23 protein-coding genes and 2 riboswitches are annotated in these 26,835 nt (G+C 72.8%); of the genes, 11 read left to right on the top strand and 12 right to left on the bottom strand.

The genetic code is table 11. The features are described 5' to 3' along the window. On the top strand, positions 1–908 hold a 908-nt coding region (locus ACFQ79_RS11750), incomplete at its 5' end, for a hypothetical protein (protein WP_383581692.1). Between the two features lie 276 nt (positions 909–1,184). Next, positions 1,185–2,573, top strand: coding sequence for a tannase/feruloyl esterase family alpha/beta hydrolase (locus ACFQ79_RS11745; protein WP_383581689.1), 1,389 nt, complete (start codon positions 1,185–1,187; stop codon positions 2,571–2,573). Between the two features lie 44 nt (positions 2,574–2,617). Here the strand turns inward: ACFQ79_RS11745 and ACFQ79_RS11740 are convergent, their stop codons facing one another. Next, a complete protein-coding gene (locus ACFQ79_RS11740) occupies positions 2,618–3,163 on the bottom strand; it encodes an MOSC domain-containing protein (RefSeq protein ID WP_383581687.1) in 546 nt (181 codons plus the stop codon). Positions 3,164–3,250: 87 nt separating this feature from the next. Continuing rightward, positions 3,251–4,342 carry a fatty acid desaturase family protein gene (locus tag ACFQ79_RS11735; protein ID WP_383581684.1) on the bottom strand — a complete coding sequence of 364 codons (1,092 nt, stop codon included), beginning with the start codon at positions 4,340–4,342 and terminating at the stop codon, positions 3,251–3,253. A 346-nt stretch (positions 4,343–4,688) separates the two neighbouring features. On the opposite strand from ACFQ79_RS11735, the gene ACFQ79_RS11730 reads away from it, so the two are divergent. Together ACFQ79_RS11730 and ACFQ79_RS11725 are read left to right on the top strand one after the other, a co-directional pair. Beyond that, positions 4,689–7,811 carry a DEAD/DEAH box helicase gene (locus ACFQ79_RS11730; protein ID WP_383581704.1) on the top strand — a complete coding sequence of 1,041 codons (3,123 nt, stop codon included), beginning with the start codon at positions 4,689–4,691 and terminating at the stop codon, positions 7,809–7,811. Next, a complete protein-coding gene (locus tag ACFQ79_RS11725; RefSeq protein WP_383581682.1) occupies positions 7,808–9,190 on the top strand; it encodes an SWF or SNF family helicase in 1,383 nt (460 codons plus the stop codon). The genes ACFQ79_RS11730 and ACFQ79_RS11725 overlap by 4 nt, the downstream gene beginning before the upstream one ends. On the opposite strand, the gene ACFQ79_RS11720 is transcribed toward ACFQ79_RS11725, so the two are convergent. After that, positions 9,171–10,052, bottom strand: a complete 882-nt coding sequence (locus tag ACFQ79_RS11720; RefSeq protein ID WP_383581680.1) for a hypothetical protein — start codon at positions 10,050–10,052, stop codon at positions 9,171–9,173. The two genes, ACFQ79_RS11725 and ACFQ79_RS11720, sit on opposite strands and share 20 nt — an antisense overlap. Before the next feature lie 441 nt (positions 10,053–10,493). Further along, entirely contained in the window at positions 10,494–11,348 is an 855-nt protein-coding gene (locus ACFQ79_RS11715; protein ID WP_383581678.1) for a bifunctional 5,10-methylenetetrahydrofolate dehydrogenase/5,10-methenyltetrahydrofolate cyclohydrolase, read from the bottom strand. Positions 11,349–11,376: 28 nt separating this feature from the next. Then, a riboswitch (ZMP/ZTP riboswitch) is annotated at positions 11,377–11,485 on the bottom strand. Between the two features lie 92 nt (positions 11,486–11,577). On the opposite strand from ACFQ79_RS11715, the gene ACFQ79_RS11710 reads away from it, so the two are divergent. Together ACFQ79_RS11710 and ACFQ79_RS11705 are read left to right on the top strand one after the other, a co-directional pair. Then, entirely contained in the window at positions 11,578–12,996 is a 1,419-nt protein-coding gene (locus tag ACFQ79_RS11710; protein WP_383581675.1) for a GAF domain-containing protein, read from the top strand. A gap of 43 nt (positions 12,997–13,039) precedes the next feature. Further along, positions 13,040–14,563 carry an aldehyde dehydrogenase family protein gene (locus ACFQ79_RS11705; RefSeq protein ID WP_383581672.1) on the top strand — a complete coding sequence of 508 codons (1,524 nt, stop codon included), beginning with the start codon at positions 13,040–13,042 and terminating at the stop codon, positions 14,561–14,563. Positions 14,564–14,599: 36 nt separating this feature from the next. Continuing rightward, positions 14,600–14,787, top strand: a riboswitch (cobalamin riboswitch). 41 nt (positions 14,788–14,828) lie between these two features. Here ACFQ79_RS11705 and dmpG read toward each other — a convergent pair. From dmpG to mhpD, 3 genes are read right to left on the bottom strand one after another with little or no spacing between them, the layout of a single operon-like run. Then, on the bottom strand, positions 14,829–15,860 hold the full coding sequence (gene dmpG / locus ACFQ79_RS11700) for a 4-hydroxy-2-oxovalerate aldolase (protein WP_383581670.1): 1,032 nt from the start codon (positions 15,858–15,860) through the stop codon (positions 14,829–14,831). Further along, on the bottom strand, positions 15,857–16,807 hold the full coding sequence (locus ACFQ79_RS11695) for an acetaldehyde dehydrogenase (acetylating) (protein WP_383581668.1): 951 nt from the start codon (positions 16,805–16,807) through the stop codon (positions 15,857–15,859). Before ACFQ79_RS11695 ends, dmpG begins: the two co-directional genes overlap by 4 nt. Further along, on the bottom strand, positions 16,804–17,664 hold the full coding sequence (gene mhpD / locus ACFQ79_RS11690) for a 2-keto-4-pentenoate hydratase (RefSeq protein WP_383581666.1): 861 nt from the start codon (positions 17,662–17,664) through the stop codon (positions 16,804–16,806). Before mhpD ends, ACFQ79_RS11695 begins: the two co-directional genes overlap by 4 nt. A 138-nt stretch (positions 17,665–17,802) precedes the next feature. On the opposite strand from mhpD, the gene ACFQ79_RS11685 reads away from it, so the two are divergent. The 3 genes from ACFQ79_RS11685 (at position 17,803) to ACFQ79_RS11675 (ending at position 19,299) form a co-directional block, all read left to right on the top strand. Next, a complete protein-coding gene (locus tag ACFQ79_RS11685; RefSeq protein ID WP_383581701.1) occupies positions 17,803–18,549 on the top strand; it encodes an IclR family transcriptional regulator in 747 nt (248 codons plus the stop codon). Between the two features lie 193 nt (positions 18,550–18,742). After that, a complete protein-coding gene (locus ACFQ79_RS11680; RefSeq protein ID WP_383581664.1) occupies positions 18,743–18,985 on the top strand; it encodes a hypothetical protein in 243 nt (80 codons plus the stop codon). A 35-nt stretch (positions 18,986–19,020) separates the two neighbouring features. Then, complete coding sequence (locus ACFQ79_RS11675; RefSeq protein ID WP_383581661.1) at positions 19,021–19,299, top strand: hypothetical protein; 279 nt, start codon at positions 19,021–19,023, stop codon at positions 19,297–19,299. A 93-nt stretch (positions 19,300–19,392) separates the two neighbouring features. Here ACFQ79_RS11675 and ACFQ79_RS11670 read toward each other — a convergent pair whose 3' ends face one another. The 5 genes from ACFQ79_RS11670 to ACFQ79_RS11650 all read right to left on the bottom strand — a co-directional run bounded on the left by ACFQ79_RS11670 (position 19,393) and on the right by ACFQ79_RS11650 (position 25,256). Continuing rightward, positions 19,393–21,033: a cation acetate symporter gene (locus ACFQ79_RS11670; RefSeq protein ID WP_383581659.1), complete on the bottom strand. Its 1,641-nt coding sequence runs from the start codon at positions 21,031–21,033 to the stop codon at positions 19,393–19,395. Continuing rightward, entirely contained in the window at positions 21,030–21,446 is a 417-nt protein-coding gene (locus tag ACFQ79_RS11665) for a DUF485 domain-containing protein (protein WP_383581657.1), read from the bottom strand. Before ACFQ79_RS11665 ends, ACFQ79_RS11670 begins: the two co-directional genes overlap by 4 nt. A gap of 333 nt (positions 21,447–21,779) precedes the next feature. Continuing rightward, positions 21,780–22,787: a VOC family protein gene (locus ACFQ79_RS11660; RefSeq protein ID WP_383581654.1), complete on the bottom strand. Its 1,008-nt coding sequence runs from the start codon at positions 22,785–22,787 to the stop codon at positions 21,780–21,782. Beyond that, positions 22,784–23,647, bottom strand: a complete 864-nt coding sequence (locus ACFQ79_RS11655; RefSeq protein WP_383581652.1) for an alpha/beta fold hydrolase — start codon at positions 23,645–23,647, stop codon at positions 22,784–22,786. The genes ACFQ79_RS11660 and ACFQ79_RS11655 overlap by 4 nt, the downstream gene beginning before the upstream one ends. Positions 23,648–23,654: 7 nt before the next feature. After that, positions 23,655–25,256, bottom strand: a complete 1,602-nt coding sequence (locus ACFQ79_RS11650; protein WP_383581650.1) for a bifunctional 3-(3-hydroxy-phenyl)propionate/3-hydroxycinnamic acid hydroxylase — start codon at positions 25,254–25,256, stop codon at positions 23,655–23,657. A gap of 137 nt (positions 25,257–25,393) precedes the next feature. Here ACFQ79_RS11650 and ACFQ79_RS11645 point away from each other — a divergent pair, with 137 nt between their 5' ends. Then, entirely contained in the window at positions 25,394–26,026 is a 633-nt protein-coding gene (locus ACFQ79_RS11645; protein ID WP_383581648.1) for a TetR family transcriptional regulator, read from the top strand. After that, entirely contained in the window at positions 26,023–26,814 is a 792-nt protein-coding gene (locus tag ACFQ79_RS11640; protein ID WP_383581646.1) for a 2-keto-4-pentenoate hydratase, read from the top strand. The genes ACFQ79_RS11645 and ACFQ79_RS11640 overlap by 4 nt, the downstream gene beginning before the upstream one ends. Positions 26,815–26,835 lie beyond the last annotated feature (21 nt).

Here is a 26,835-nt window from a genome sequence, read left to right as displayed (position 1 = left end):
TCGCGGTGGCCATCTCCTCCTGTGACTGCGGCATGGCCTTCGACCTCTCCCCGGGCTTGGAATCGGTGGTCGCCGGGCTGCCGGGCTGGCCGCTCCCGGTGGCGACCCGCGCGCCCGGCGTACCGGCGCCGCACGACCCGGAGCCCGAGGAGGGCGACCCGGCCCCGCTGGTCCCGCCGTCCGGCGACACGTGGGGTCCTGCCCAGCGGCGCCTCGGCGCGGACGAGGTCGCGCTCCAGTGGTCCGCGTGGCGGAGCCAGGTGACGGACGACGCGCCGGCCGGCGCGGGGGCTGCGGTCCCGTCGGAGACATCGAGCGGCGCGGGGGCTGCGGTCCCGTCCGGGACACCGAGCCGCGCGGGGACGGCGGTCCCGTCCGGGACACCGAGCGGCTCAGGGGCTGCGGTCCCGTCCGGAGCACTCGTCCCGGCGGAAGCCGCGGCGCCGTCGTCCGTGTCCGTCGCCACGCCCAGGGCTCAGGCCGAGGCCACGCCCAGGCCCACCACGTGGTTCGACAGGCCCTCCTCGAGGAAGGCCGCGCCGCCCGCGGAGGCTGCGGCGTCCACCCCTGCGGCTCCGTCGCGCGACGGCGTGTCGTCCCCCGACGAGGCGGCCGCGGCCTCCGTCGCCGACCCGTACGCCGGAGTCCGCCGGGCCCTCGACGAGCTCCGCGGCTACCTCGTGGAGCCGCCGCCGGTCGGGCGGGTGCGGTCCTCCGACAGCGGTACGGACGGGGGCGTGCGGACCTTGCGTGCGGACGGCCCCGGCTGGTCGCTGGTGGCGCGTCCGGACGACATGGCCTTCGTCCTGCTCGACGAGCTGCCGAACGAGGTCCTGCCGGTGGCCCGCGGTCCGCGGCTGCCCGCGCTCCTGGAGGGGCTCGACGCGATGGCGGTCCGGCCCGCCTGATCGGGCCGATCGGCCCGATCCACCCGATCGACTCCGGTTCGACTCCGGTTCGACTCCCGATCGGGTGCCGCTGGGCCTCCGCCCGGTTCCCGCTGGGCCGCCGCCCGGTTCCCGATCGCCCTCCGCCCGCTTCCTGCCGGGAGGGGGCCGCCGGGGGTGTCATGCCGGTCCACACGGCCCGACGACCCGAGGTGTGGTCCGGGACCATGGCCCGGTGGTGAGGGTGCGCCGCACGATGTGGCGCCGCATTCCTTTCCCTCGCCCCCGGAGGCCTCCATGCGCCTGTTCCCAGGCGTCCCGCTGCTCGCCGCGCTCCTGACCGCCGTCACCGTCCTGGCTCCCGCGAGTCCCGCCGGGGCGGAGGAGCGGACGGTGGCGGGCACCACCGCGCACTGCGCGCGCCAGGACCGGCTCCACGTTCCCGGCGCCGAGCACCAGCAGTCCGCCTGTCTGGCGGATCTGACGACCGCCGGGCTCGCGGGCACGCCGTACACCGACACGGCGGACCAGGCCGGGCTCGCCGCCCTCGGGACCCGTAACCCGTCGGGCGTGCCCGGTGTCCAGATCGACGGCTACTTCCCCGACGACTCGCGGCTCAACGCGACCCACGGCTGGGCGCACGACGCGCAGTTCGTCATCAGGCTGCCCGACCGCTGGAACGGCGGCCTCGTCGTCACCGGCGCGCCCGGCACCCGCCGCCAGTACTCCACGGACGCGCTCATCTCCGACCAGGTCCTCGCCCGGGGCTTCGCCTACGCGGCCACCGACAAGGGCAACACGGGACCGGACTTCTTCACCGACGGACGCGGTCCCGGCGACGCGGTCGCCGAGTGGAACCGCCGGGTGACCGAGCTGACGCGGGCCGCGAAGAAGGCCGTTCGGCAGCGTTACGGCAGCGCCCCGGAGCGCACGTACATGACGGGCATCTCCAACGGCGGCTATCTGACGCGCTGGCAGCTCGAGAACCGTCCCGAGCTGTACGACGGCGGGGTCGATTGGGAGGGCGTGCTGTGGACCTCGCGCGGCCCCAACCTCCTCACCAGCCTGCCGGTGACGGTGGCCCGGTCGCTGGGGCAGGCCTCCGACGAGGATCTGATCGGGGCCGGCTTCGCACCCGGGTCGCGCTTCCTGTGGCCGTACCACGAGAAGGCGTACTGGGGGCTGACGCAGAAGATCTTCCGGGCCGAGTTCGACCCCTCGTACGACCCCGCCTGCCCCGGTTCCACCGCCGGCGGGACCGTGGAGCAGATCTTCGCGCCCTGTGCCTCGGACGCCTCGTACGACTACGCCACGCGGCCCGCCTCCGTGCACCGTGCGGTGGCGAGGGTCGCGCTGACCGGTCGCATCGGCAAGCCGCTGATCACCCTCCACGGCGACCTCGACACGCTGCTGCCCCTCGCCACCGGCTCCGATGTGTACGCGCGGATGGTCGAGGCGCGGGGCCGGGGCGGGATGCACCGGTTCTACACGGTGCAGGGCGGGACGCACACCGACGGCCTGTACGACACGTATCCGGACCGTCTGCGTCCGATCCTGCCGTGCTACCGCTCCGCGTTCGACGCGCTGACCAGGTGGGTGGAGGAGGGTACGGCTCCGCCGGCGGATCGCACGATCGCCCGGCCCGCCGGCGGTGACGTGGTCAACTCCTGCGCCCTGGAGGGCTGAGCTGCGGGGCCCGTTTCCACCCTGGCTGTGGGCGGGCCCCTGGCTCAGACCTTCTCCAGCGGGCGGTGCGGGCCCTCGGGCAGCTCGGCGCGGATCGGGTCTCCGGGGCGCACCTCGCCGCCGGTCAGGACGACGCCCATGATCCCGGCCTTGCGTACGATCTCGCCGTTCTCGTCGCGGCCCAGCACCTGCTTGAGCAGTCCGTGCCGGAAGTTGTCGATCTGCGCGCAGGGGTTGCGGAGTCCGGTGACCTCGACGACCGCCTCCGCGCCGAGGTGCAGACGGGTGCCGGTGGGCAGGCCGAGGAGGTCGATCCCCCGGGTGGTGACGTTCTCGCCGAGGTCGCCGGGAGCGACATCGAAGCCGGCTCCGGCGACGTCGTCGAAGAGCTCCGCGTGGATGAGGTGGACCTGACGCAGGTTCGGCCGGGTCGGGTCCTGGGCGACGCGCGACCGGTGCTTGACCGTCACGCCCGCGTGGACGTCGCCCTCCACGCCGAGCCCGGCGAGGAGGGTGATGGCCCCGCGGTTGGGCTTGGTGAACGTGTAGGTGCCGTTGCTGCTGACCGTGGTGACCGTGCCGTCGCTCATGGCGAGGAGCTCCCCTTCTCCGCTTCCCGACGGCCGCAACACCGACCGCCGGACCGATGATCACATCGCGTGTGACCCTCCGCGACCCTACTCGGCCCACTCGGACCGGAGCGGCGCACCCACGTCGTGCAGGTGGCCGAGGGCCTGGCGGTACGAGTCCACGAAACCGGTCTCCGTGTACGGGACGCCCAGGGCGGCGCAGTGGGCCCGGACGGCGGGCTGGGCGAGACGCAGGTTCGGGCGCGGCATGCTCGGGAAGAGGTGGTGCTCGACCTGGTAGTTGAGACCGCCGAGGAACCAGTCGGTCAGGGCGCCGCCCCGGATGTTGCGCGAGGTGAGCACCTGGCGTCGCAGGTGCCCCCAGCCGTCGCCGTCCGGGTGCTCGTCGGGCCGCTCCATGCCCTTGTGGTTGGGGGCGAAGGCCATGCCCAGGTGCACACCGAGCAGCATCTGGTGGAGGAGGGCGAAGACGAGCGCCTGGACCGGGGTGAGCAGGGTGAGCAGCAGGGCCGTGTAGCCGGCGAAGTGGGCGAGGAGCAGCGCGCCTTCGACGAGCCGCTCACGGCGGGAGCGGCAGGGCCCGTCCTCGGCGAGCAGGGCCCGGACTCCGTACACCTTGAGCGCGATGCCCTCCAGGGTCGTCAGCGGGAAGAACAGCCACGCCTGGTGACGGGTGAGGAAACCGCGCAGCCCCGTGCGGCCGGCGGTCTGGTGCTCGGCGAAGACGAGGATGTCGGCCGCGACGTCCGGGTCCTTGTCGAGGTGGTTGGGGTGGGCGTGGTGGCGGTTGTGCTTGTCGTTCCACCACTCCCGGCTCATGCCGAGGAGGAGGTTGGCGTGGACGAGCTGGAGGATCCGGCTGGCCTTGCGGTTCGCGGTGATCTGGGCGTGGCCGGCGTCGTGTCCGACGAACGCGGCCCGGGCGGAGAGCAGTGCGAGGGGTACCGCGAGGAGGAGCGCCCACCAGGAGGGGCCGATCAGGGCGAGCCCGGCCACGACGGCGGCGATGCCGAGCAGGTTGACGGCGATTCCGCGGGCGTACCAGCCGGGACGGTGTTCGAGGAGGCCCTGGGACCTGACCGTCCGCAGGAGCGGGGTGAACTCGCTGCCGCCCCTGGCACGGGTGGGCGCCGCGGCGGGTGCGGCGGCGGCCGGGGGCAGGACGGTGGCCTGGGACATGGCGGGCTCCGGTTTCTGTCGACATCGGTGGCGGTGACGGTCGTTGGGTGCCTCTCGAGAACCTACGGATCCGTGATCGTCCGGGGCCATGGCGTCACCACCCGTCCCCGGTCGGGGGTGCGCCGGGGGCCGGGGGTGGGGCGAGCCCCACCCCCGGGAGGCTGTGGTGCGGATCACGCGTGGCGGGCGCCTCGTCGGGCCGGTGCGGTGAGGTACCCTCGGCCGCTCGGACTTCAGGTAGTCAAATTTGAGGAATGCGTTGTCGCTGTCGCACGGACCCGATGATTCCGCCCGCGAACCCGCTCATGTACCCCCTCCGGTATCCACCTGGGAGCCCTCCCGGGACATCTCTCGGGACGCCCCTCGGGACAGCTCTCGGGACGCCTCCCGCGAAGTCGCCCGCGAACTCACCCGCCACTCCGCCGTCTTCCTCCCCGCCGATCCGCCGCGCGCGGGCCGGATCGCGTTCTGGTCCGCGGACGGCGACGCGCTGCCGGGCCCCGATGCCCTGGCGGCCGTCACCCGGCCTGACGCCAGGAGCGACGCGGACTCCGCTCGTGCCGGTGGCGCCGGAGTCGCGGGCAGCGGCATGACGGGCACCGACGTCACGCTCCTCGACATCGCGGGCCCCGACATCACGCTCGTCGACACAACGGGCACCGACATCGCGGGCCCGGACATCGCGCTCGTCGACATCACGGTCGTCGACGGCGAGAGCCTCCGGCCGGTGACGGTCCCCGCGCGTGTCCTCTCCGTGCGGGACGCCCTGCCGCTGCTCACCAGCGCCCGCTTCTCCGACACCGCGTCGCCCGCGAGCGCCTTCTGGGGTGCCGCCACGCTCCTCGCCCTCGACCTGGCCTCACGCGGCCTGTTGCTGCCCGGCCTCACCCCCGGCGACCTCGACGCGTGGCGGGCCGGTCCGCTCGGGCCCGGGGAGCTCGCCGCGCTGCGGACGCTCGCCGCGTCGATGCCTCCCGAGGCTCACGCCGTACCCCTCTCGTCGGACGAGCCGCCGTTCCTGCCCGAGCCCGAGGCCCTGCTGCGCGCGTTCGCCGACGCCGTCGCGGACACCCTCCCCCGCACCCCGGCCGCTCCGCTCGCCGCCGGCGGCCCCGCCTTCGCCGCCGACGCGCCGCAGCCGGTTCCCGAGCAGCGGGCGTGGGCCGCCGATGTGGCGGCGGTGCACGACGCGGGCGTCCGGCTGTCGCTCCGGCTCGAACTGCCGGGCTTCACCGCCGAGTCGGAGAAGGCTCCCGACTTCCGGGCGGTCCTGCAGCTGCACGGCGTCGCCGACCCGACCCTCGTCGCGGACGCCGCGGAGGTGTGGGCGGGGTCCGGCCGGACGGCGGCCGCGTTCGGCCCCCGGGCCCGTATGGACGCCCTGCTCGCCCTCCGGCGCGCCGCACGGGCCTGGCCCCCGCTGGCCCCGCTCCTGACGGCGGCGGTGCCGGACACCGTCGAACTCGCCGACGAGGAGGTCGCGGAGCTGCTCGGTGCGGCGGGACGGGCCCTGGCGGCCACCGGTGTCCAGGTGCACTGGCCGCGCGAGCTCGCGGACCGGCTGACGACGAGTGCGGTGATCGGACCGGTGGGCGGGGAACCGCCGGAGGGAGCGAGCACCGCCGAAGGACCCGGGGCGGGAACCGACGGCCTCGGGTCCGACGAGAGGGCGGAGGAGGCACGTTCCTCCTCGATCCTCCCCTCCTTCCTCTCCGCAGGCGCCCTGCTCGGCTTCAACTGGCGCTTCGCCGTGGGCGACCAGGAGCTGACCCGCGCCGAGCTCGACCGGCTCGCCGAGGCCGGGCGACCCCTGGTCCGCCTGCGCGACCGCTGGGTGCTGGTCGACCCTGCCGAGGTGCGCCGGGCCCGGTCCCAGCAGGACCGCCCGGTGACTCCCGTGGACGCCCTCTCGGCCGTCCTCACCGGGACCACGGAGGTCGACGGCCGGCCCGTCGAGGTGGCGGCGACCGGCTGGCTGGAGCGGCTGAGGGAGCGGCTCGCCGACCCCGAGGGCGGCCACCCGCAGGTCACCCAGCCCCCGGCGCTCGCCGCGACCCTCCGCGACTACCAGCTGCGCGGCCTCGACTGGCTGCACCGGATGACCTCGCTCGGCCTCGGTGGATGCCTCGCCGACGACATGGGTCTCGGCAAGACCATCACGGTCATCGCGCTGCATCTGCACCGCCAGTCCGATCCCGACTCCGCCGGGCCCACCCTCGTCGTCTGTCCGACCTCCCTCATGGGCAACTGGCAGCGCGAGATCGAGAAGTTCGCGCCCGGCACGCCGGTGCGCCGCTTCCACGGCGCGACCCGTGACCTGGAGGATCTCGCCGACGGCGGCTTCGTCCTCACCACGTACGGCACCATGCGGCTCGACACGGCACGACTCGCCGAGCGGAGCTGGGGACTCGTCGTCGCGGACGAGGCGCAGCACGTCAAGAACCCGTACTCGGCGACGGCCAGACAGCTGCGGACCATCGGGGCACGCGCGCGCGTGGCGCTGTCCGGCACGCCGGTGGAGAACAACCTCTCCGAGCTGTGGGCGATCCTCGACTGGACCACGCCGGGGCTGCTCGGCACCCTGGGCGCCTTCAGGACCCGGTTCGCGGCCGCCGTGGAGGGCGGCAGGGACCCGGCCGCGGCCGCGCGACTCGCGGCGCTGGTCCGCCCGTTCCTGCTGCGCCGCCGCAAGTCGGACCCCGGCATCGCGCCCGAGCTGCCGCCGAAGACGGAGACCGACCGGGCCGTCTCCCTGACGCCGGAACAGGCCGGTCTCTACGAAGCGGTGGTACGGGAGACGCTTGCGGCGATCTCCGAGGCCGACGGCATGGCGCGGCGCGGGCTGGTCGTCAAGCTGCTGACCGGGCTCAAGCAGATCTGCAACCACCCCGCCCAGTACCTCAAGGAGGAGCGGCCCAGGATCGAGGGCCGTTCGGGCAAACTGGAACTGCTCGACGAGCTCCTCGACACGATCCTCGCCGAGGGCGCGTGCACCCTCGTCTTCACCCAGTACGTGGGGATGGCCAGGCTGCTTGAGGCCCACCTCGCGGCGCGGGGCGTGCGCACGCAGTTCCTGCACGGCGGGACGCCGGTCGCGGAGCGCGAGGCGATGGTCGCCCGTTTCCAGAGCGGCGAGGTCCCCGTCTTCCTGCTCTCCCTCAAGGCCGCCGGCACGGGGCTCAATCTCACCCGCGCCGAACACGTCGTGCACTACGACCGCTGGTGGAACCCGGCCGTGGAGGCCCAGGCCACCGACCGCGCGTACCGGATCGGGCAGGACCGCCCCGTGCAGGTGCACCGGCTGATCGCCGAGGGGACGATCGAGGACCGGATCGCGACCATGCTCGACCGGAAGCGGGAGCTGGCGGACACCGTCCTCGGGACCGGCGGGGACACGCCGCCGGAGCTGACCGAACTGACCGATGCCGAGCTGGCGGAGCTCGTACGACTGCGGGGTGACGCACGATGAGCGGATACGGACACGAGGGCGACGAGCGGACGTTCGCGGCGCTGCCTCCCGCGCGGGGTGCGGCCTTCGCCAGGACCTGGTGGGGCCTGGCCTGGCTGAAGGCCCTGGAGGACACCGCACTCGACGGCCAGCAGCTCAAGGCGGGACGGCGGCACGCGCGCGCGGGAGCGGTGGGCGCCGTGTCGGTACGGCCCGGCCGCATCACGGCGGTGGTGAAGGACCGTGACGGCACGGCGTACCGCAGCGACGTCCTGGTGCGGGAGTTCTCGGAGGAGGAGTGGGAGCGGCTGCTCGGCCTCGCCGTCGACAGCGCGGGACACATCGCCGCGCTCCTCGACCGCGAGATGCCGCCGCACCTGGTCGAGGACGCGGCGGCGGCCGGGCTCGATCTGCTGCCGGGGATCGGGGATCTCGACCCGGAGTGCGGCTGCGAGGCGTGGGACCACTGTCCGCACACGTCGGCGCTCTGCTACCAGGTGGCCCGCCTGCTCGACGAGGACCCCTTCGTGCTGCTCCTCATGCGGGGGCGGGGCGAGCGCACCCTCCTGGACCAGTTGCAGGAGCGCAGCGCCGCGCGTGCCGCGCACGGCGGGCGGGGAACGGACGACACCCCGGGCACGGACGCAGCCGAGGGCTCCGGAGGGATGCCGGGCGTGTCGGCCGAGGAGGCCTACGCGGCGGCGTTCCTCGTGCCGCCGCTTCCCGCGCCTCCGGTCGCCCAGGACGCGCCGGGCCGGTCGCCGTCCCTGGACACGGAGACGGAACCGGAGCCCGGGGTAGACCCGGCTGCCCTGGAGTTCCTCGCGTCGGACGCGGCGGGCCGCGCGCATCGGATGCTGGTGGAGGCACTCGCCGGCGGGGTGGCGGGCGGCAGGGCCTCGGGCGGCGCGGCGATCCACGGCGGGTCCCCGGTTGCTACGGCTCCGGCGGCGCGGACGGCGTCCCTGACGGTCGCTCAGGACGCGGTGCGGCTCGCGTCGGACTCCCCCATGCCGTGGATCACGGCGCGGCTCACCTCCGGCTCGGGCCGGACGCGGGCGGAGATGGACCTCGCCACGCGCGCGTGGGGATTCGGAGGTGCCGCCGCCCTCGCCGTACTGGAGGAGGAGTGGACACCGGACGCCGAGGCGCTCGCCTGGGCGGGAACCCGGCTCACGGAGGCCTGGGAGGACGACGAGCGCCCGGCGCTGCGCCGGTCGGGTGGCGCGCGGTGGACGGTGGTGGGGGCGGAGGCGCAGCTGCGGCTCGGCGAGGACGGGCGCTGGTGGCCGTACCTGAAGTCGGGTGCCCGCTGGTCCCCCGCCGGACCGGCGGACCGGGATCCCGCGACGGCTCTGGCGACGGCGCTCGCCGCCGGTCCTACTGGAGTCGGCGGCTGAGGGTGCCGTCACCGGTGGAACCGGCCGCCAGGCTGCAGGCGACGGCGTCCGAGCCGAGGAGGTAGCTCGTCCGGTACGGGTACTGGACGAAGGTGGTCCAGCGCGTGCCCAGCGGCTGCCGTGCGGCCTTGCGGCGCAGCGGTTCGCGACAGAGCAGTGTGGCCGCCTCGCGGATCGCCATGTCCGTGGTGTGGCGACCGGTGAGGCGGAGCCGGGCGACGAGTTCGGCGTGGTGCGGCGTGTCGCAGGAGCGCCGGAGTGCGGTGCCCGGCGCGCCGCGGTCGATGTCGAAGCAGTCACCGACGCGCAGCGTCTCGAAGGAGACCGGGCGCGGCGAGCCGGCGCCACCCTTCGCGGAGCGGGTCGGCCGGGGTGTGGCGGAGGTGCCGCCGGTCCGGGACGGAGTCGCGGACGTGACCTCCCCGGGGTCGGCGGTCCGGTGTGGGGAAGCGGGACGGGTCGGCGTGGCGTCCGAGGTCAGGGCGGCCGACGGCGTGTCGGCGGTGCGGGCGCCGGCGGCCCCGGTGTCGCCCGCGCGCGTGTCGGTCCGTCCTCCGCCTCCCGGTGGGGTGGTCTCGACGCGACCGCCGCCAGAGACGACGGGTGACGGCACGCCGACCTGGTCGCCGCCGGGCCGTTCGCCCGTGGACAGGGTCTGCTCGGTGCCGCCCCGCGAGGCGACGAACGCGGTCGCCACGAGCCCTGCGACGAGCAGCGGGACGAGCGGCACGCCGAACCGGCGGGCGCCCCGGGCGGCCGGCCCGGGCCGGGGCGTGCCGAGCCGGACGAGGCGGGGCGACCAGCCGGAGTCGGAGGCGGAGGTGGAGCTCCCGGGTCGTGGGGGTGCGGCAGAGCGGGTCACCGGGCTCGTCGTACCGGAGACATCACGCGACACGGGCTCGCCGAGCGGGTCGGACGGGTCACACGCATCGACCGCATCCGGCGCATCCGGCGCTTCAGACGCACCAGACGCACCCGACAGGGCAGACAGGTCTGCGCGATCGGTGCGGTGGATGCGGTCGGTGCGGTCTCCGCGATCGGTGCGATCGGTGCGATCGGTGCGATCGGACGTACCGACCGACTCGGGTGCACCGAGCGGCTGGGGTTCGCCCGGTCGGCGGTCCGGTGACGGGGTGGCGGGGGACGGGTGGGGCACAAGGTCAAGATTCGCCGGTCGGCGGCTCCGCGGCCACCCATTTAGGGGTGCGCGGAGCGGCCTGTACGGAAACGTGACCATCCGCGGCCGCGATCGCACCCGCCACCCCGTTCGTCGCCCCGCCCGTCGCCCCGTCACGAACCGGTCCTACAGCCCGAGCTGGCGCTCCGCGCCCTCGACGGTCTGGGCGAGGAGAACGGCGATGGTCATGGGACCGACGCCGCCCGGAACGGGGGTGATGAGGGAGGCGCGCTCGGCGGCCGATGCGAAGTCGACGTCGCCGATGTTGCCCGGGTTGTAACCGGCGTCGATGACGACGGCGCCGGGCTTGATGTCGGCGCCCTTGATGAAGTTCGGCTTGCCGACGGCGGCCACGAGGACGTCGGCCTCGCGGACGACGGAGGAGAGGTCCTCGGTGCGGGAGTGGCAGTAGGTGACCGTGGCGTCGCGGCCGAGAAGGAGGAGCCCGGCCGGCTTGCCGAGGATCGCGCTGCGGCCCACGACGACGGCGCGCTTGCCGCGGAGTTCCACGTCGTACGCGTCGAGGAGGCGCATGATGCCGCCGGGCGTGCAGGAGACGAAGCCGGGCAGGCCGAAGCCCATGGCGGCGAAGGAGGCCATGGTGACACCGTCGACGTCCTTCTCCGGGGCGATGGCCTCGAAGGCGGCGCGCTCGTCGATGTGCGGGCCGACGGGGTGCTGGAGGAGGATGCCGTGGACCTCGGGGTCCTGGGAGAGGGCCGTGATCGCGGCGACGAGTTCCTCGGTCGTCGTGGTGGCGGGCAGTTCGACGTGCTTGGAGCGGATTCCGGCCTTCGCGCAGCGGTTCTGCTTCATCTTCACGTACGTGACCGAGGCCGGGTCCGCACCGACCAGGACGGTCGCGAGACACGGCGTGACACCGGTGCGACGGGTGATCTCGGCGGCGCGGGCGGCGGTCTCCTCGACCGTACGGCGGGCGAGGGCCGTTCCGTCCATGAGGGTGGCGGTGCTGGTGGACATGGCAACTCCTGGGCGTCGTCTCTGACAGGTGATTCGCCCAGGCGCACGGCATCGGTACGGTCGCGCCGGTCGAGCACGCCCCCGCCGGGCCGCTCCCCGGTGGTGATCCACCTCAAGCGCCAGTCACGGCCCGAGCCCTACTGTACGTGAGCGGTCGGGGGCCGGTCCCGGACAGGGTGAGCGGGACGGGCTGTCCAGGCGCTTGTCGACGGGGCCCCCGCGCATCACGATGAGCCGGACGGGCCGGGACGACCTCGACGAGGAGGCCGAGTTGAGCGACGCGTGGGTGGCCGGACGGACCGAGCAGGCGGACGGGACGGCCAGTGGCGGCGAGGAGGCGGGGACCGCGCCGTCGTCCCCGTCGTCCCCGTCACCCCCGTCATCCCTGTCGGCCGCGAGATCCCGACCCGCCGGGCCGGCGGCGCCCGACCTCCTCCCTCTCGAGGCCCCCGGCTCCGGGCAGATCCGGCCGCTGGTCGCCGCTTCGTGGCGGCGTTCCGCACGCGCGCGCGTGAGTCCGGACGGAGCGGCCCGGGTGGAGCTGGACGAGGACGAGCTCGCCGAGTTCCGGGACGGCCATCCGCTGGCGGCGGCGATGCCGGTGATCCGGGAGCTGATGGGGGCGTACGCGACGGACGGGGAACATCTCCTCGCGGTGTGCGACGCCGCCGGCCGGATGCTGTGGGTCGAGGGCCACCCGGCCACGCTGCGCAAGGCGCGGGGGATGAACTTCGTGGCCGGGGCCCGCTGGTCGGAGGCGGCGGCCGGGACGAACGCGCCCGGCACGGCCCTCGCCGTCGACCGGCCGGTCCAGGTGGTCGCCGCCGAGCACTTCCGGCACCCGGTACGGGCCTGGACCTGCGCCGCCGCCCCCGTGCACGACCCGCACAGCGGGCGGGTGCTCGGCGCGGTCGACATCACGGGCGGGAGGCGGCTCGCGCATCCGCACAGTCTGGGCTTCGTCCAGGCGGTGGCGCGGGCGGCGGAGTCGCAACTCGCGCTGCTCGGGCCCGCGCCGGGGGCGGGCGGCGCGAGCCTCGCGGCGCTCGGCCGCGACGAGGCGTCGCTGTCGCTCGGCGGCCGACGGGTCCGGCTGAGCCGCCGGCACAGCGAGATCCTGGTCCTGCTCGCGCACCGCCCGGAGGGGATCGGCGGCGACGAGCTCCTCACCCTCCTGTACGAGGACGAGTCCGTCACGCCGGTGACGCTGCGGGCGGAGCTGTCGCGGCTCCGGGCGCTGCTGGGGCCGGATGTGTTGCGCTCGCGCCCGTACCGGCTGGCGGGTGGGGTGGACGCGGACTTCGCGGCGGTGGACCGGCGGCTCGCCTCGGGTGCCGTCGCGGCGGCGGCCGGGGAGTACGCGGGCCCGCTGCTTCCCTCCTCGCTCGCCCCCGGGGTCGTACGGCTGCGGGAGCGGCTCGCGAGCCGGCTGCGGGCGGCGCTGGTGGACCGGGCCGATCCCGGGCTGCTCGCGGACTGGGCGTACAGCAGCTGGGGCGAGGACGACCTGGTGGTCTGGCGGGCGTTGTGCGCGGCGGTTCCGGCGGCTCGGCTCCCGCCCGTACGTGCGCGTCTCGACTCCCTGGAGGCGGAACTGTCCGCCGGTGCAACGGTCTTGCAACGTCCGGGTCCGCACACTCGCCGGTGAGCGCCGGCCAGGGACGGCCGGCGCGTCCCAGGGAGGCCATGCCATGACCCGTTACGCCGCACCCGGCACCGAGGGCGCGCTCATGTCGTACGAGGCCCGCTACGACCACTGGATCGGAGGCGCGTACGTCGCGCCGGCGCTCGGCGGCTACTTCGAGAACCCCAGCCCGGTCGACGGCCGCCCCTTCACGGAGGTCGCGCGCGGCACCGCCGAGGACGTGGAGCGCGCCCTCGACGCGGCGCACGCGGCGGCACCGGCGTGGGGCCGGACGGCGCCGGCCGAGCGCGCGGCCGTCCTGCTGCGGATCGCGGACCGGATGGAGAGCTCTCTGGAGGCGCTCGCGGTCGCGGAGAGCTGGGACAACGGCAAGCCGGTCCGGGAGACGCTGGCCGCCGACATCCCGCTCGCCATCGACCACTTCCGCTACTTCGCGGGGGCGTTGCGGGCCCAGGAGGGCGCGCTGAGCGAGATCGACGACGACACCGTCGCGTACCACTTCCACGAGCCGTTGGGGGTGGTCGCGCAGATCATCCCGTGGAACTTCCCGATCCTGATGGCGGTGTGGAAGCTGGCGCCTGCGCTCGCCGCGGGCAACGCGGTGGTCCTCAAGCCGGCCGAACAGACCCCGGCCTCGATCCACTTCTGGCTCAGCCTGGTCGCGGACCTGCTGCCGCCGGGCGTCCTGAACGTCGTCAACGGCTTCGGCGAGGAGGCCGGGAAGCCGCTCGCGTCCTCGCCGCGCGTCGCCAAGATCGCCTTCACCGGGGAGACCTCGACCGGCCGGCTGATCATGGGGTACGCCTCCGAGAACCTGAAGCCGGTGACGCTGGAACTCGGCGGCAAGTCGCCGAACATCTTCTTCGACGACGTGTGGGCGGCGGACGACGACTTCCGCGACAAGGCCCTCGAAGGCTTCACGATGTTCGCCCTCAACCAGGGCGAGGTCTGCACCTGCCCCTCGCGCGCGCTCGTCCAGCGGGGCCACTACGGCGAGTTCCTGGAGGCGGCCGTCGCCCGCACGGAGAAGATCGTCCCGGGCCATCCCCTGGACACCGACACGATGATCGGCGCGCAGGCGTCGGCGGAGCAGCTGCGGAAGATCGTCTCCTACCTGGAGATCGGCCAGAAGGAAGGCGCGCGGATCCTGACGGGCGGCCAGATCGTCGAGCACGGAGGCGACCTGGCGGGCGGCTACTACGTCCAGCCGACGATCTTCGAGGGCGACAACCGCATGCGGGTCTTCCAGGAGGAGATCTTCGGCCCGGTGGTGGCGGTGACGTCCTTCACGGACTTCGACGACGCGATCAGCACGGCGAACGACACCCTGTACGGCCTGGGCGCCGGCGTCTGGACCCGCGACACGAACACGGCGTACCGCGCGGGCCGCGCCATCCAGGCGGGCCGCGTCTGGACGAACTGCTACCACGCATACCCGGCCCACGCCGCCTTCGGCGGCTACAAGCAGTCGGGCATCGGCCGCGAGACCCACCGGATGATGCTGGACCACTACCAGCAGACGAAGAACATTCTTCAGAGTTACAGCCCCAAGAAGCTTGGGTTCTTCTAGGCTGAGCGTGTGCGAGCCGTCGGGTGAGGGCTGCAGTCGGTTCGAGCCGTCCGCCAGGCAGGATGCCTTGTAAGGGGAACCCGGTGGGAATCCGGGACTGCCCCGCAGCGGTGCGCGGGAACGACCGCCGTCATAACACTGGGCCCGGACCACGCCAGCGGCGAGTACGTCGACCTTCTCCCTCCCCCTGCCGAGTCCGGCCCCTGTCGTTGGTGACGCCGTCTCCGCCGAACAGCCACGGGGCTTCGGCGCCGACCGCTGCCGGTCAGCCGGCGGAGCCGGCCGCCGCGAGGTCGAGGGCGATGTCCGTGATCATGTCCTCCTGGCCGCCGACCATCTTGCGCCGGCCGACCTCGACGAGGATCGCGCGGGTGTCGAGGCCGTGCCGGCGGGCGGCAGTCTCGGCATGGCGCAGGAAGCTGGAGTACACGCCCGCGTAGCCGAGGGTGAGGGTCTCGCGGTCGACGCGGACCTCGCGGTCCTGCAGAGGACGTACGACGTCGTCGGCGGCGTCCATCAGGGGGAACAGGTCGCAGCCGTGTTCCCAGCCCATCAGGTCGGCGACCGCGATGAACGCCTCCAGCGGGCAGTTCCCGGCTCCGGCGCCCTGGCCGGCGAGGGAGGCGTCGACGCGGGTGACGCCGTTCTCGACGGCGACGACGGAGTTGGCGACGCCCAGGCCGAGGTTGTGGTGGGCGTGGATGCCGATTCCGGTGTCGGGTGCGAGGACGTCGCGGTAGGCGCGGACGCGATCGCGGACGCCGTCCATCGTCAGGCGACCGCCTGAGTCGGTGACGTAGACGCATCCGGCCCCGTAGGACTCCATCAGCTTGGCCTGACGGGCCAGTTCGGCGGGTTCGGCCATGTGGGACATCATCAGGAACCCGGCCACGTCCATGCCCATGTCGCGGGCGGCCGCGATGTGCTGGGCGGAGATGTCGGCCTCGGTGCAGTGGGTGGCGACGCGAACGGAGCGAATGCCGAGGGCGTGGGCCTGCCGCAGGTCGTGCAGGGTGCCGATGCCGGGCAGGAGCAGCGTGGTGGGCACCGCGTGTCTCACGCCGTCACAGACTGCTTCGATCCACTCCCAGTCGGTGTGCGCGCCGACGCCGTAGGTGATGCTGGAGCCGGACAGGCCGTCGCCGTGGGCGATCTCGATCGCGGCGACCCCGGCGGCGTCCAGCGCGGCCGCGATGGTGCGGGCCTGGTCGACGGTGTAGCGGTGGCGTACGGCGTGCATGCCGTCCCGCAGGGTCACGTCCTGTACGTACAGGGCGGGGGGCTGGTTCGCGGTCATCGGGAGACCACCTCCGTGAAGGGCTGCGCGGCGGCCATGCGTTCGGCGGTGCGCAGGGCGGCCGAGGTCATGATGTCGAGGTTCCCGGCGTAGGCGGGCAGGTAGTGGGCGGCGCCCTCGACCTCCAGGAAGACCGACACCTTCGCGGCGCCGGTGGACTGCCTGCCGGCGGGCAGCAGCGAGCGCAGGGGGTCGTCATCGGCGACGCGCTCGAACTGGACCTTCTGCTTGAGGCGGTATCCGGGCACGTACGCCTGGACCCGGGCGACCATCTCCTCCACCGAATCGGTCACTGCGGTGTCATCGCACTCGCCGACCAGGCAGTACACGGTGTCGCGCATGATCAGCGGGGGTTCGGCCGGGTTCAGTACGATGATCGCCTTGCCCCGGGCGGCGCCGCCCACCTTCTCGATGGCCGACGAGGTCGTCTCGGTGAACTCGTCGATGTTGGCCCGGGTGCCGGGACCGGCCGAACGGGAGGAGATCGAGGCGACGATCTCGCCGTAGTGGACGGGCGTCACGGCCCCGACGGCAGCCACGATCGGAATCGTGGCCTGGCCGCCGCAGGTGACCATGTTGACGTTCGGTGCGCCGAGGTGGTCGTCGCCGTTGACCGGCGGGACGACGTACGGGCCGAGCGCGGCGGGCGTCAGGTCCACGATCCTGCGCCCCAGCGCGCGCAGTACCTCGTCGTGGTGGCGGTGCGCACCGGCCGAAGTGGCGTCGAAGACGATCTCGACGTCCGCGAACTCGTCGAGCCCCACCAGGCCGTCGACGCCCTCGTGGGTGGTGGCGACCTTCAGACGGCGGGCGCGGGCCAGGCCGTCGGAGTCGGGATCGATCCCGACCATGGCGGCGATCTCCAGGGAGTCGGAGAGCCGCAGGATCTTGATCATCAGGTCGGTGCCGATGTTGCCCGACCCGATGACGGCGACCTTCGTGGTCATGCCGCCGCTCCTTCCGTGGCGGCGGGCGCGAACGCGGCCGTGACCGTGCCGAGCCCTTCGATGTGCGCGGTGAACTCGTCTCCCTCTGCGGCGACGGCCATCGGGCCGAGCGCGCCGGTCAGGACGACGTCGCCGGCCCGCAGCGGGTCGCCGAGCCCGGCGAGGGTGGAGGCGAGCCAGAGGGCGGCGGTGAGGGGGCTGCCCAGGCAGTCGGCTCCGGTGCCCTCGGAGACCGTCTCGCCGTTCTTGGCGAGGGTCATCGTCACGGTCCGCAGGTCGACGCGGTCCAGGGGGACGGGGGTGCCGCCCAGGACGTACAGGCCGCAGGAGGCGTTGTCGGCGACGGTGTCGACGATGGTGATGTCCCAGTCGGCGATGCGGCTGTCGACGATCTCCAGCGCGGGCAGCGCGAACGCCGTGGCGCGCAGCAGGTCGGCGACGGTCGGGTCGCCATGCGGCAGGTCCGTGCCGAGGACCAGGGCGACCTCGGCCTCGACCTTCGGCTGGAGGAGCCGGCCGGGGGCGATCGGGCGTCCTTCGGGCACCGCCATGTCGGCGAACAGCGCGCCGAAGTCCGGCCGGTCCACGCCGAGCTGCCGCTGCACGGCGGGCGAGGTCAGGCCGATCTTGCGGCCCACAAGCCGCCGCCCGGCGGCGATCCCGCGTTCCACGTGCAGCCGCTGCACGGCGTATGCAGCTTCGACGTCCGCTTCGGGCAGGAGCGAGCGCACCGGGGCGCACGGGACGCCGGTGCGGATGGCCTCCTCCAGGACGGCGGCCGCCTGGTTCACGGCGTCGGCGGCTGGGTGAGGGCTCGCGGTCGCCCCCCGCGGGGACTGGTGGAGCGGTGCGGTCATGAGGGGTACCTCCGGGCGGGGAGTGGCGGGCTGTCGGAGAGGCGGCGCTGGCCGTCCGTCGATCCACGACAGGTATAGGCGTACGGTTCGAGCGGCGGCAAAATATGTTCCATGACACGGAACAGCGCGCAGGGGAACATGCTCGACAAGGCGGCTGCCGTCCTCGACTGCTTCCGTCCGGACGGCGGTACGTTCCGTCTCACGGAAATCACCGCCCGTACGGGACTGACCAAGACGACCGCGTTCCGCCTCTGCGCCGACCTGGTGCGCCTCGGCCTGCTCGAACGCAGCGGAGAGACCTACCGGCTCGGCGGCAAGCTCTTCGAGCTGGGCTCGCTGGTGCCACGCCGGCTCGACCTGCGGGAGGCCGCGCTGCCGTACCTCCAGGACCTCTTCGAGGCGACCCACGAGACCGTGCACCTCGGCATTCGGGAAGGGCACGACGTGGTCTACGTCGAGCGGATCCACGGCCACCAGACCCTGACGCTGCCCTCACGCATCGGGGGGCGTCTTCCCCTGACCTGCACGGGCGTCGGCAAGGCGCTGCTGGCCTTCTCCGGCTCCGAGTTGGCGGACGAGGTGCTGGCCGGGCCCCTGCCCCGCCTCACCCCGCACTCGGTCACCGATCCGGCACGGCTGCGTACCACCCTGGAGCAGATCCAGGTCTCCGGTCTCGCATACGAGGAGCAGGAGGCCGCCCTCGGCGTCAACTGCATCGCCTCGCCCGTCTTCGACGGGGCGACGGCGGTGGCCGCCCTGTCCGTCGCCGTGCCGCGTGGCCGGTTCCACCCGGCCCAGCTGGCGCCCGCCGTACGGACAGCCGCTCTGGGCCTGTCCCGCGTGCTGCGCTCGGGCCGCGGATCGGTGGACAGCACCTCTTCCTGAGCCGGCACCGGGCGCCCGGCCTGTGGGCAACGGACGCACCCGGCAGGCTCCCACCTCAGCAGGTCGCCCCTGCCTCGATCCTTGACGCCCACTCCCGCCCCTCTTACCGTAGCGGTCATTCCAGTCACTGTAGTGAACACTACAAGAAGCCGGTGCGGTCACCGCCGCTGCGCCGGTCACCTGTGGCTGCCCGATGTCCGCGTCAAGCCGCAGCAGAGACCGCATCGACGTGCACTGTCATCTGATTCCGGACTTCTACCGCCGGGACCTGGCGGCGCACGGCATCACCGAGATCGGAGGCGTGCCGGTCCCCCTGTGGAGCCCGGACCTCGCGGTGAACTTCATGAGCCGCTACGGCATCCAGACCCAGGTGGTCTCCGTCTCCGAGCCGGGCGTCACCTACACATCTCCTACCGCACCAGCCTGCTGGCTCTGACCCCGGCGATCGCGCAGCAGGTGGGGGCCGCCGGCTTGGACGACAGCAGCCCGCACTTCCGCGAGATCTTCTACGACACCGCTCTGTCTCCGGCACCCCAGGCGATGAGATCAGTGCGCGAGCCGGCCGGAACGGAGCGCGTTCCCTTCGCCACCGACTGGCCGTTCACCAGCGCTCTGTTCCTCGCGGCAGGAGACCCCGCCCCACAGCTGAACGAGACCTTCTCGCCTGCTGAGCGACTGGCTGTCGAGCGCTCCAACGCGCTGACCCAGTTCCCCGCGCTGGCCGCCAGGATCGGGGCCAAGCCGGCCTGAGCCGGGCCCGGCAGCGGTGAGCCCGTTCTGTTGCCGTCAGTGAGTGCGCGGCGTGTGCCGCGGCCCGGCCTGGCTGCCGGGCCGCGGCACACGTCATTGCTCCCGCGCCCCGACGAGAACCCGTTCGCGCCAGCGGAGGTCCGCCCCGGGTTCTGCCGTCGGCCGTCCACGCCGTCCGACGGCGCTGCCCACCCACCCGAGCAGGAATCCCGCGGGAACGGCCATCACGGCGGTCGACTGCATACCGATGAGGTGGAAGTCGTGTCCCGACAGCAGCGAGGTGGACGCGCCCGAGAAGGAGAGGGAGCAGACGTACAGGGCGGTCGTGCAGGAGATTCCGCCGTACACGGTCCACAGCAGCCCGGTCCGGTTGTACCGGCTCCAGAACAGTCCGTACAGACTGGCGGGCAGGACCGTGGAGGCGGCGAGAGCGAGTGCCAGATGGGTCAGGGACTGAAGGTCCCGCCCCTGGGCCAACGCCGCCAGGAAGATGCCGATCCCGCCCACGGCTCCTACCGCCCATCGGGCCGATCGGAATTCCCGACGCTCGGACATGCGTCCCGCGCGTGCCACGTGCGCGTGCAGGTCGTGCGCCAGGGCGGCCGCGGCGCTCAGGACGATGCCGGCGACCACCGCCAGTACGGTGACGAAGACGGAGCAGGCGACAGCGGTGTACAGCACGCTGCCCGCAAGTCCCGAGGTACCGCCTCCCAGCTCCCCGGCCAGGAGGAAGAGGGCCGTCTGGCCGCTGCTGTCGACGGCACGGATCTCCTGGCCTCCTACGATGCCGGCGGCACCGAGGCCCGCGATGACGACGCAGAGGAAGAAGACGGCCATGAGGGCGATGGCGTAGCGGGTCGCTCGGCGGGCGGTGGCGCCGTCGGCGGCCGAGTTGATTCTCATCAGCACGTGCGGCATGCACGCGCCGCCCAGGACGACGGACAGTTGGAGGCTCAGGAAGTCGAGGCGGCCGACCGCGCTGTCCCCCAGGGCGTGCCCGGGTTCGAAGTAGCGGTCGTGAAGCCCGCTCCCCCGCTCGGCCGCGGTCAGCAGGGCGCCCGGGTCGAAGTCGTGGTGCCGCAGGACCAGAAGGGCGAGGAGCACCATGGTGGTGAACACCACGGCCACCTTGACGATCTGGACGAGGCTCGTCCCTCTCATGCCGCCGAGCACCGCGTAGCAGATCATCAGCGCTCCGACGAAGACGGTGCAGACTTGTTCGGCTCCCAGGCTGGTCAGTCCGAGCAGGAGGGCCGTGGCGCTGCCGGCTCCGGCCAGTTGAAGGACGAGAAAGGGCAGGCAGACGGCCAAGGTGGCCGTGGCGGCGGCGATACGGGACGACGAACCCGGCGAACGCAGCGCGAAGACGTCGCCCAGGGTGTAGCGGCCGGCATTGCGCAGCGGACCGGCGAGGAGCAGGAACACCCCGACGGCCAGGCAGCTGCTGACCGCGAGGGAGATGCCGTCGTATCCGACCACGGCCACCAGGCCGGACACGCCCAGGAGTGTGGCGGCCGATATGTAGTCCCCGGTGAGCGCCAGCGCGTTCTGCACCGGCGTCAGTGACCGGTTGCCGGTGTAGAAGTCGGCCGCGGTGTCGTCCTCGGGGCCGGCCAGAACGCACAACAGCAGGGACACAACGATGAACGCCAGGAAGCCGATCAGCACCATTGTCCGGTCGTCGGAACCGCCCGAGACCGATGTGAGCCCCGCGGCGAGCGACAGCTCGGTCATCTCCGCCTCCCCTGCGACGGTTGCGGCCGTCGGGACGTGGTCCCTGCCGGACCCGGCTGGGGCGGTGACGGGTGCACGAGCTGGGCACGGTGGCGCAGCCGGTCGACGAGCGGATCGGCCTGGCGGCTGAGCGTGCGGTCGTACCACCATGAGGACAGCAGCAGAACGGCCAACTGCAGAGTGCCGAGCACGATGCCCAGAGGCATCCTGCCGGCCAGGCGGGCGGTGAACAGCTCGCCGAGTGTGCCGGACAGCGCTGCGCAGACCAGGAAGGCGGCGCCATTGACCGCCAGGAACCGCCGGCGCGCTTCGGAATGTGCGCGAGGCAGTTCCTGCAGAGCGCTCGCGTCAGCCTCACGGGGCCGCTCGTATGGTGGGGGCCCGCTGCCGGGCCTGGGAGACGGGACGGACATGCGTCGGGGTCCTCTCGCGAGGTGGATGTTCACTCACCGGGGCCCTGGCATCACGGTTCCCGGCGTCCCATGACGGGAAGCACTCCGGGCGGTGTGCCGGACGGCCCGAGCAGTGCGGGACGGCGACGGGCAGGCAGGGGGAACCGCGGGCGTCCGGGATTGCCGGACCTGCGGGAGTTCGCCCGTGATCGAGCCGTGAGGCCGGGCGCCTGTGGGAGCCCCAGTGCGAGGGATGTGCGACCGGGCGAGGGGGCGGGCGACGGTGTTCCGCCGCCCTGCCGGGGATCGAGCGAGTGCGGTCACCCCGCCGGGCGGCGGGGTGACCGTGCCGGTTCAGTCGTCGGGGATGCCGGCACCGCTGAGGGCGGGGACGGTCCTCTCCGGCCGGACGAGGGAACGGGCGCCGAGCCGGAACTGGTCGAGCTTGTCGACGATCGTCTGGCCGACGGGTTTGTGGCCCCAGATGCTGATGCCCTGGTGGGTGGAGGGCTCCCAGGTGCTCTCGTCGATGACCACGGGATTCCAGCCGACCTCCCACTCGAAGCCCGAGGGAGTGCGGGCGTAGTAGGAGAGTTCCTTGTCGTTGGTGTGCTGGCCCACCGACAGGGCCATGTCGAAGCCGAGTTCGTGCACGCGCTCGTAGCTCTGGGCCAGGTCGTCCAGGCTGTCGGCCTGGATGTTGAGGTGCTGGACGCGGGTGCGGATCGGGTCGACCGGCAGGCCGCGGAGGGCGGCGATCGCGATGGAGTGGTGGCGTTCGTTGACGCGCAGGAAGCGGATCTTGAGCTTGACGCCGCTGATCGTCTCGTCGATGTAGTCGGTCAGGCGGGCGTCGAAGACCGTGTTGTAGTAGCCGCGCATCAGGGTGGGCTTGGCGGAGGTGATCGCGACGTGTCCCATCCCCGCGTCGCCGGTGACCCAGCCGGAGGCGACCATCCGCAGCGGCTCGGGCGAGATGAGCGGAGTGGTGTAGATCTCCTGCACGATGCCCTTGGGCCCGGGGAAACGCAGCAGGCGTTCCACGCCGCGCATGGCCGCCTCTTCGTCGGAGCCCCGCACGACAGGAACGCCGTGGGCTCGGATGCGGGTCTCGATCTGCTCGAAGGAGGCGTGGTCGTCGATGTGCCAGCCGATCGCCACCACGTCTTCGGCGGGGCCGCGCCGGATCAGGAAGCGGCACTCGTGGTCGTCGAGGCGGAAGCGCATCACGTCACGGGAGATGTCGTCGTGGTGCATGCCGATGGCGTCGGTGCCGAATCGGCGCCAGTCGGCGAAGCGGTTGGACTCGACGACGATGTAGCCGAGGTGGACGGAGCCGAAGACGGAGGGCGCGGTGTTCATCGGCGGCCCGCCAGGAAGTCGGCGCAGAGCCGGTTGAACAGCTCGGCGCGCTCCCACTGCACCCAGTGCCCCGTGTTGGCGACCTCGTACAGGTCACAGTTGGGCATGCGCTCGGCCAGCATCCGGCCACCCGAGGGCCGGTTGACCTTGTCCGCGGCGCCCCACAGCACCAGGGTGGGCACGGCCAGCCGGTTCAGGCGCTTGTCGCGGGTGAAGTCCATCTTCCACAGCGCGCCGAGCGACTTCGGGCGGGTGAGCGGTGGGGCGGCGACGACCTCGGGGTCGATGCTGTCCCGGTAGCGCGCGTCGATGATGGAGTCGGGCACGTGGGCGGAGTTGAAGACCAGGTAGTCGCGGATGAACTTCTCCAGCTTCGGCCGCGAGGGCCCGTCCCCCGTGTAGTAGTTCAGCAGGTTGTTCAGGCCCGGCGTGGGCAGCGCGCGGGTGGTGCCGATGCCGCCGGGGCCCATGAGCACCATGCGGTCGACCCGCTGGGGGGTGTCGAGGGCGAGACGCAGGGCGCAGGCACCGCCGTAGGAGTTGCCGACGAAGTGGGCCTTCTTCAGGCCGAGCTGGTCGAGCACGCCGCGGATTCCGGTGGCCAGGGCGCCGAAGGGGTCGGCGGGGTCGATGCCCTTGCTGCTGCGGCCGTAGCCGGGGAGGTCGGGCACGATGACCCGGAACTCCTGGGACAGTTCCGCGATGTTGCGGCTGTAGTTGGAGATGCCGGAGGCTCCGGGGCCGCCACCGTGCAGCAGCAGGACGGGAGCTCCCCGCCCCGTCTCGGCGACGAAGATCTTCTTGCCGTCGACGTCGAGCAGGTGCTCCTGCATCTCGGGGACTTCGATGGGTGTGGTCATGATGTCCTCACTGAGCGGTGGTCGTGGCCGGCTGTGACGCGGGGGCGAGTCCGGCCGGAGGCGGCGGGAGCGGGGCACCGGCGGGGGCGGCGGCGTAGACATAGGCGTCGGGGCGCAGGGCCACAGTGGTGACACCGTGCTCGATCAGCCAGGGGAGCAGGACGCCGTCGCTGTCGACGACCGCGCCGTCGGCCGGGCGCGAGCCCACCGGCAGAACGGCCAGCGACTCGACGCTGAGGCGCTCCCACGCGGGCTGCGGGGTGGGCCGGCCGAGAGACAGCAGGAGCCAGCGGCCGCCGAGCGCGTCGTCCAGCCGTACGCGTTCCCCGCCGGAACCGGTCACCCAGGGCTGCGGAATCTGGTGCCCGGTCGCCTTGGTGCGCGGGCCGGCCTGCAGGCCGGCGTTGTAGCGGGCCACGGGGATCCAGTTCGAGTCCTGCAGCCAGTCGCCGAAGCCGGGTATGCGGTCCAGGGCCCGCAGGGCGCCGTTGCGGACGCGGGCGACCGGGCGCCGCCTCTCGGTGATCATGCGGCCGACGAACACCGCTCGCTTGGTGACCTCCCTGACGTGCGGTTTGCGTTCGGTCTCGTAGCTGTCGAGGACGCTTTCGGGCAGTTCACCGTGGAGGACGGCGTGCAGCTTCCAGCAGAGGTTGGCCACGTCCCGGACGCCGGCGGCCATGCCCTGGCCGATCCACGGCGGCATGGCGTGCGCGGCGTCGCCGGCGAGGAAGACCCGGCCGACGCGGAAGCGCGAGGCGAACCGGACGTGGTGGCTGTAGACGGTGGCGCGCAGGACCTCGATGCTGTCGCGGCCGATCCCGTACCGGGAGATCAACCGGTACACGGCGTCTTCGGTGACCAGCTGCTTCTCGTCGTCTCCGGGCAGGAGGGGGAACTCGTAGCGGTGGTGGTCCAGCGGGGTCGGGCAGTCGACGGCCGGGCGGGCCGGGTCGCAGTGGAAGCGCAGCTTGTCGTGGTCGGGCCAGGGCTTGAGCATCTTGGTGTCGATGACGATCCAGCGGTCCTCGTACGTGCGGCCCTCGTACCCGATGTTGAGCTGCGCGCGGGTGAGGCTGGAGCCGCCGTCGGCCGCGATCACGTAGGAGGCGCGCAGCCGGTGGACCGAGTCGTCGGCCGTGCCGACCACGGTCAGCTCCACCCCGTCGGCGTCCTGGCGCAGGCGCAGGCACTCGTGGCGCAGCAGGATCTTGACGTTCGGGTAGCGGTCGACGCCGTCACGCAGGACCTGCTCGAGGGCCGGCTGGTAGATGAACATCTGCGGCGGGTGGCCGTGGCCGCGTGATGTGGGGCAGGCGCTGAGGAACGTACGGCCATCGGCGTCGACGAAGTCCACCGGCCGCTCCGTCAGCATGTCCTGCTTGAGGCGCTCGGCCAGCCCGATCCGCTGCCAGATGCGGACGACCTCCTCGTCGGTGGAGATGGCTCGGGCGCGCGTGAAGATCTCGGCGTCCCGTTCCAGGACGACGACGCGGAGCCCCATCGCGCCCAGCAGGTTGGCCGCGGTCACGCCCGTGGGCCCGTACCCGATCACCGCCACGTCGTAGGCGCTGTCCTCGGCCTCTGCTCCGGCCGCGGTCTCGCTCATCAGGCCACCTCACTGTCGATCATGCTGCACGATTCTTACCGTAGTGTTCACTCCAATTGGAACGAGTGCTACGGTAGGCTCATCGCTGGATAGGGTCAAGCAGCCGGCGAGAAGCGCACACCAGAGGGGCACCTGCCATGACAAAGCCGCAGACGACCCGCAAGAAGCGCGCGAACGGAGTGGAGTCGCGGCAACGCATCCTCGACGCCGCCGTCGAGATCGCGGGCGAGCGGGGATACGAAGGCACGTCGATCGCGGCCGTCAGCGCCAAGTGCGGACTGCCTGCCAGCTCGATCTACTGGCACTTCAAGGACAAGGACGACTTGATCGCCGCAGTCATCGAGCGCAGCTTCGAGACGTGGCTCGCCGCCGTGGAGCTTCCGAGCGAAGAGACGGGGACCCCGCTGGAACGGGTCACCGCCATGGCGGGAATCGTGGGCAAGTCGCTGATCGACGCCCCCGACTTCCTCCGCCTCGGTCTGATGCTCGCGCTCGAACGGCGTCCTGCCGAACCCCGCGGCCGGACGGTCTTCCTCCAGGTCCGCGACATCGCGCGGGCGAAGATCGCCGACATGGCCCGGGAACTCGTCCCGGACCTCGACGAGGACTCCGTGCACGCCCTGACGACCTACGCGGTCGCGGGCGCCGACGGGCTCTTCGTCCAGCGGGAGATCAACGGTGACGACGTCGACCTCGTGGCGATGTTCGAACTGCACGCCCAGCTGGTCTACGAGGCGGCGACGCGCCTGGCGGCGAGGAGCAGGACATGAGGCCGGCGGCCACCCGGCGACGTGTGGAGGCCGCCCGGCTTCTCCGCGAGGCCGAGCGCCGCACGGCCCCGGTCGAACCGCTCACCACGAGGTGGTCCGCTCTCGATCTCGCCGACGCCTACGCCGTCCAGCAGGACAACGTCGCCCACCGCCTGGCCACCGGCTCGACGGTGATCGGGCACAAGGTCGGCCTCACCTCGGCCTCGATGCGGGATCTGCTCGGCGTGCACGAGCCGGACTTCGGGCACCTGCTGGACGACATGGTCCACCGCGACGGCGGGACGGTCCGCGCCGCTCGATACTGTGCCCCACGCGTCGAACCCGAGATCTGCTTCCGCCTCGCCCGGCCGCTGCGCGGCCCCGGCGTAACCCTCAGTGACGTACTGGCCGCGACCGATGCGGTCGCGCCGGCACTGGAGATCGTCGACAGCCGCATCCGCGACTGGCGGATCACCCTGGCCGACACCGTCGCGGACAACGCCGGCTCCGCGGGGCTCGTCTGCGGCTCCTGGACGCCGATGGCGTACGCACCCGACCTCGCTGCGGTGGACGTGGACCTGCTCGTCGACGGAAGCCGCGTGGCGACCGGCAGCAGCAATGAGGTCATGGGACACCCGGCCGCCGCGGTCGCCTGGCTGGCCAACGCTCTCACCGCCTACGGCAGAGGGCTGGACCCCGGGCACGTGATCCTGCCCGGCGCCATCACCACCGCCCCCTTCATCAGCGCCGGCCAGAAGGCAGAGGCACGATTCGGAGCCCTCGGCTCCGTGTCGGTGTCCTTCATCTGACGACGGCCCGCCCCCTCTGAG

It is taken from the genome of Streptomyces sp. NPDC056480, assembly GCF_042795405.1.
GTDB lineage: Bacteria > Actinomycetota > Actinomycetes > Streptomycetales > Streptomycetaceae > Streptomyces.
This window is presented reverse-complemented; position numbering and strand designations above follow the sequence as displayed.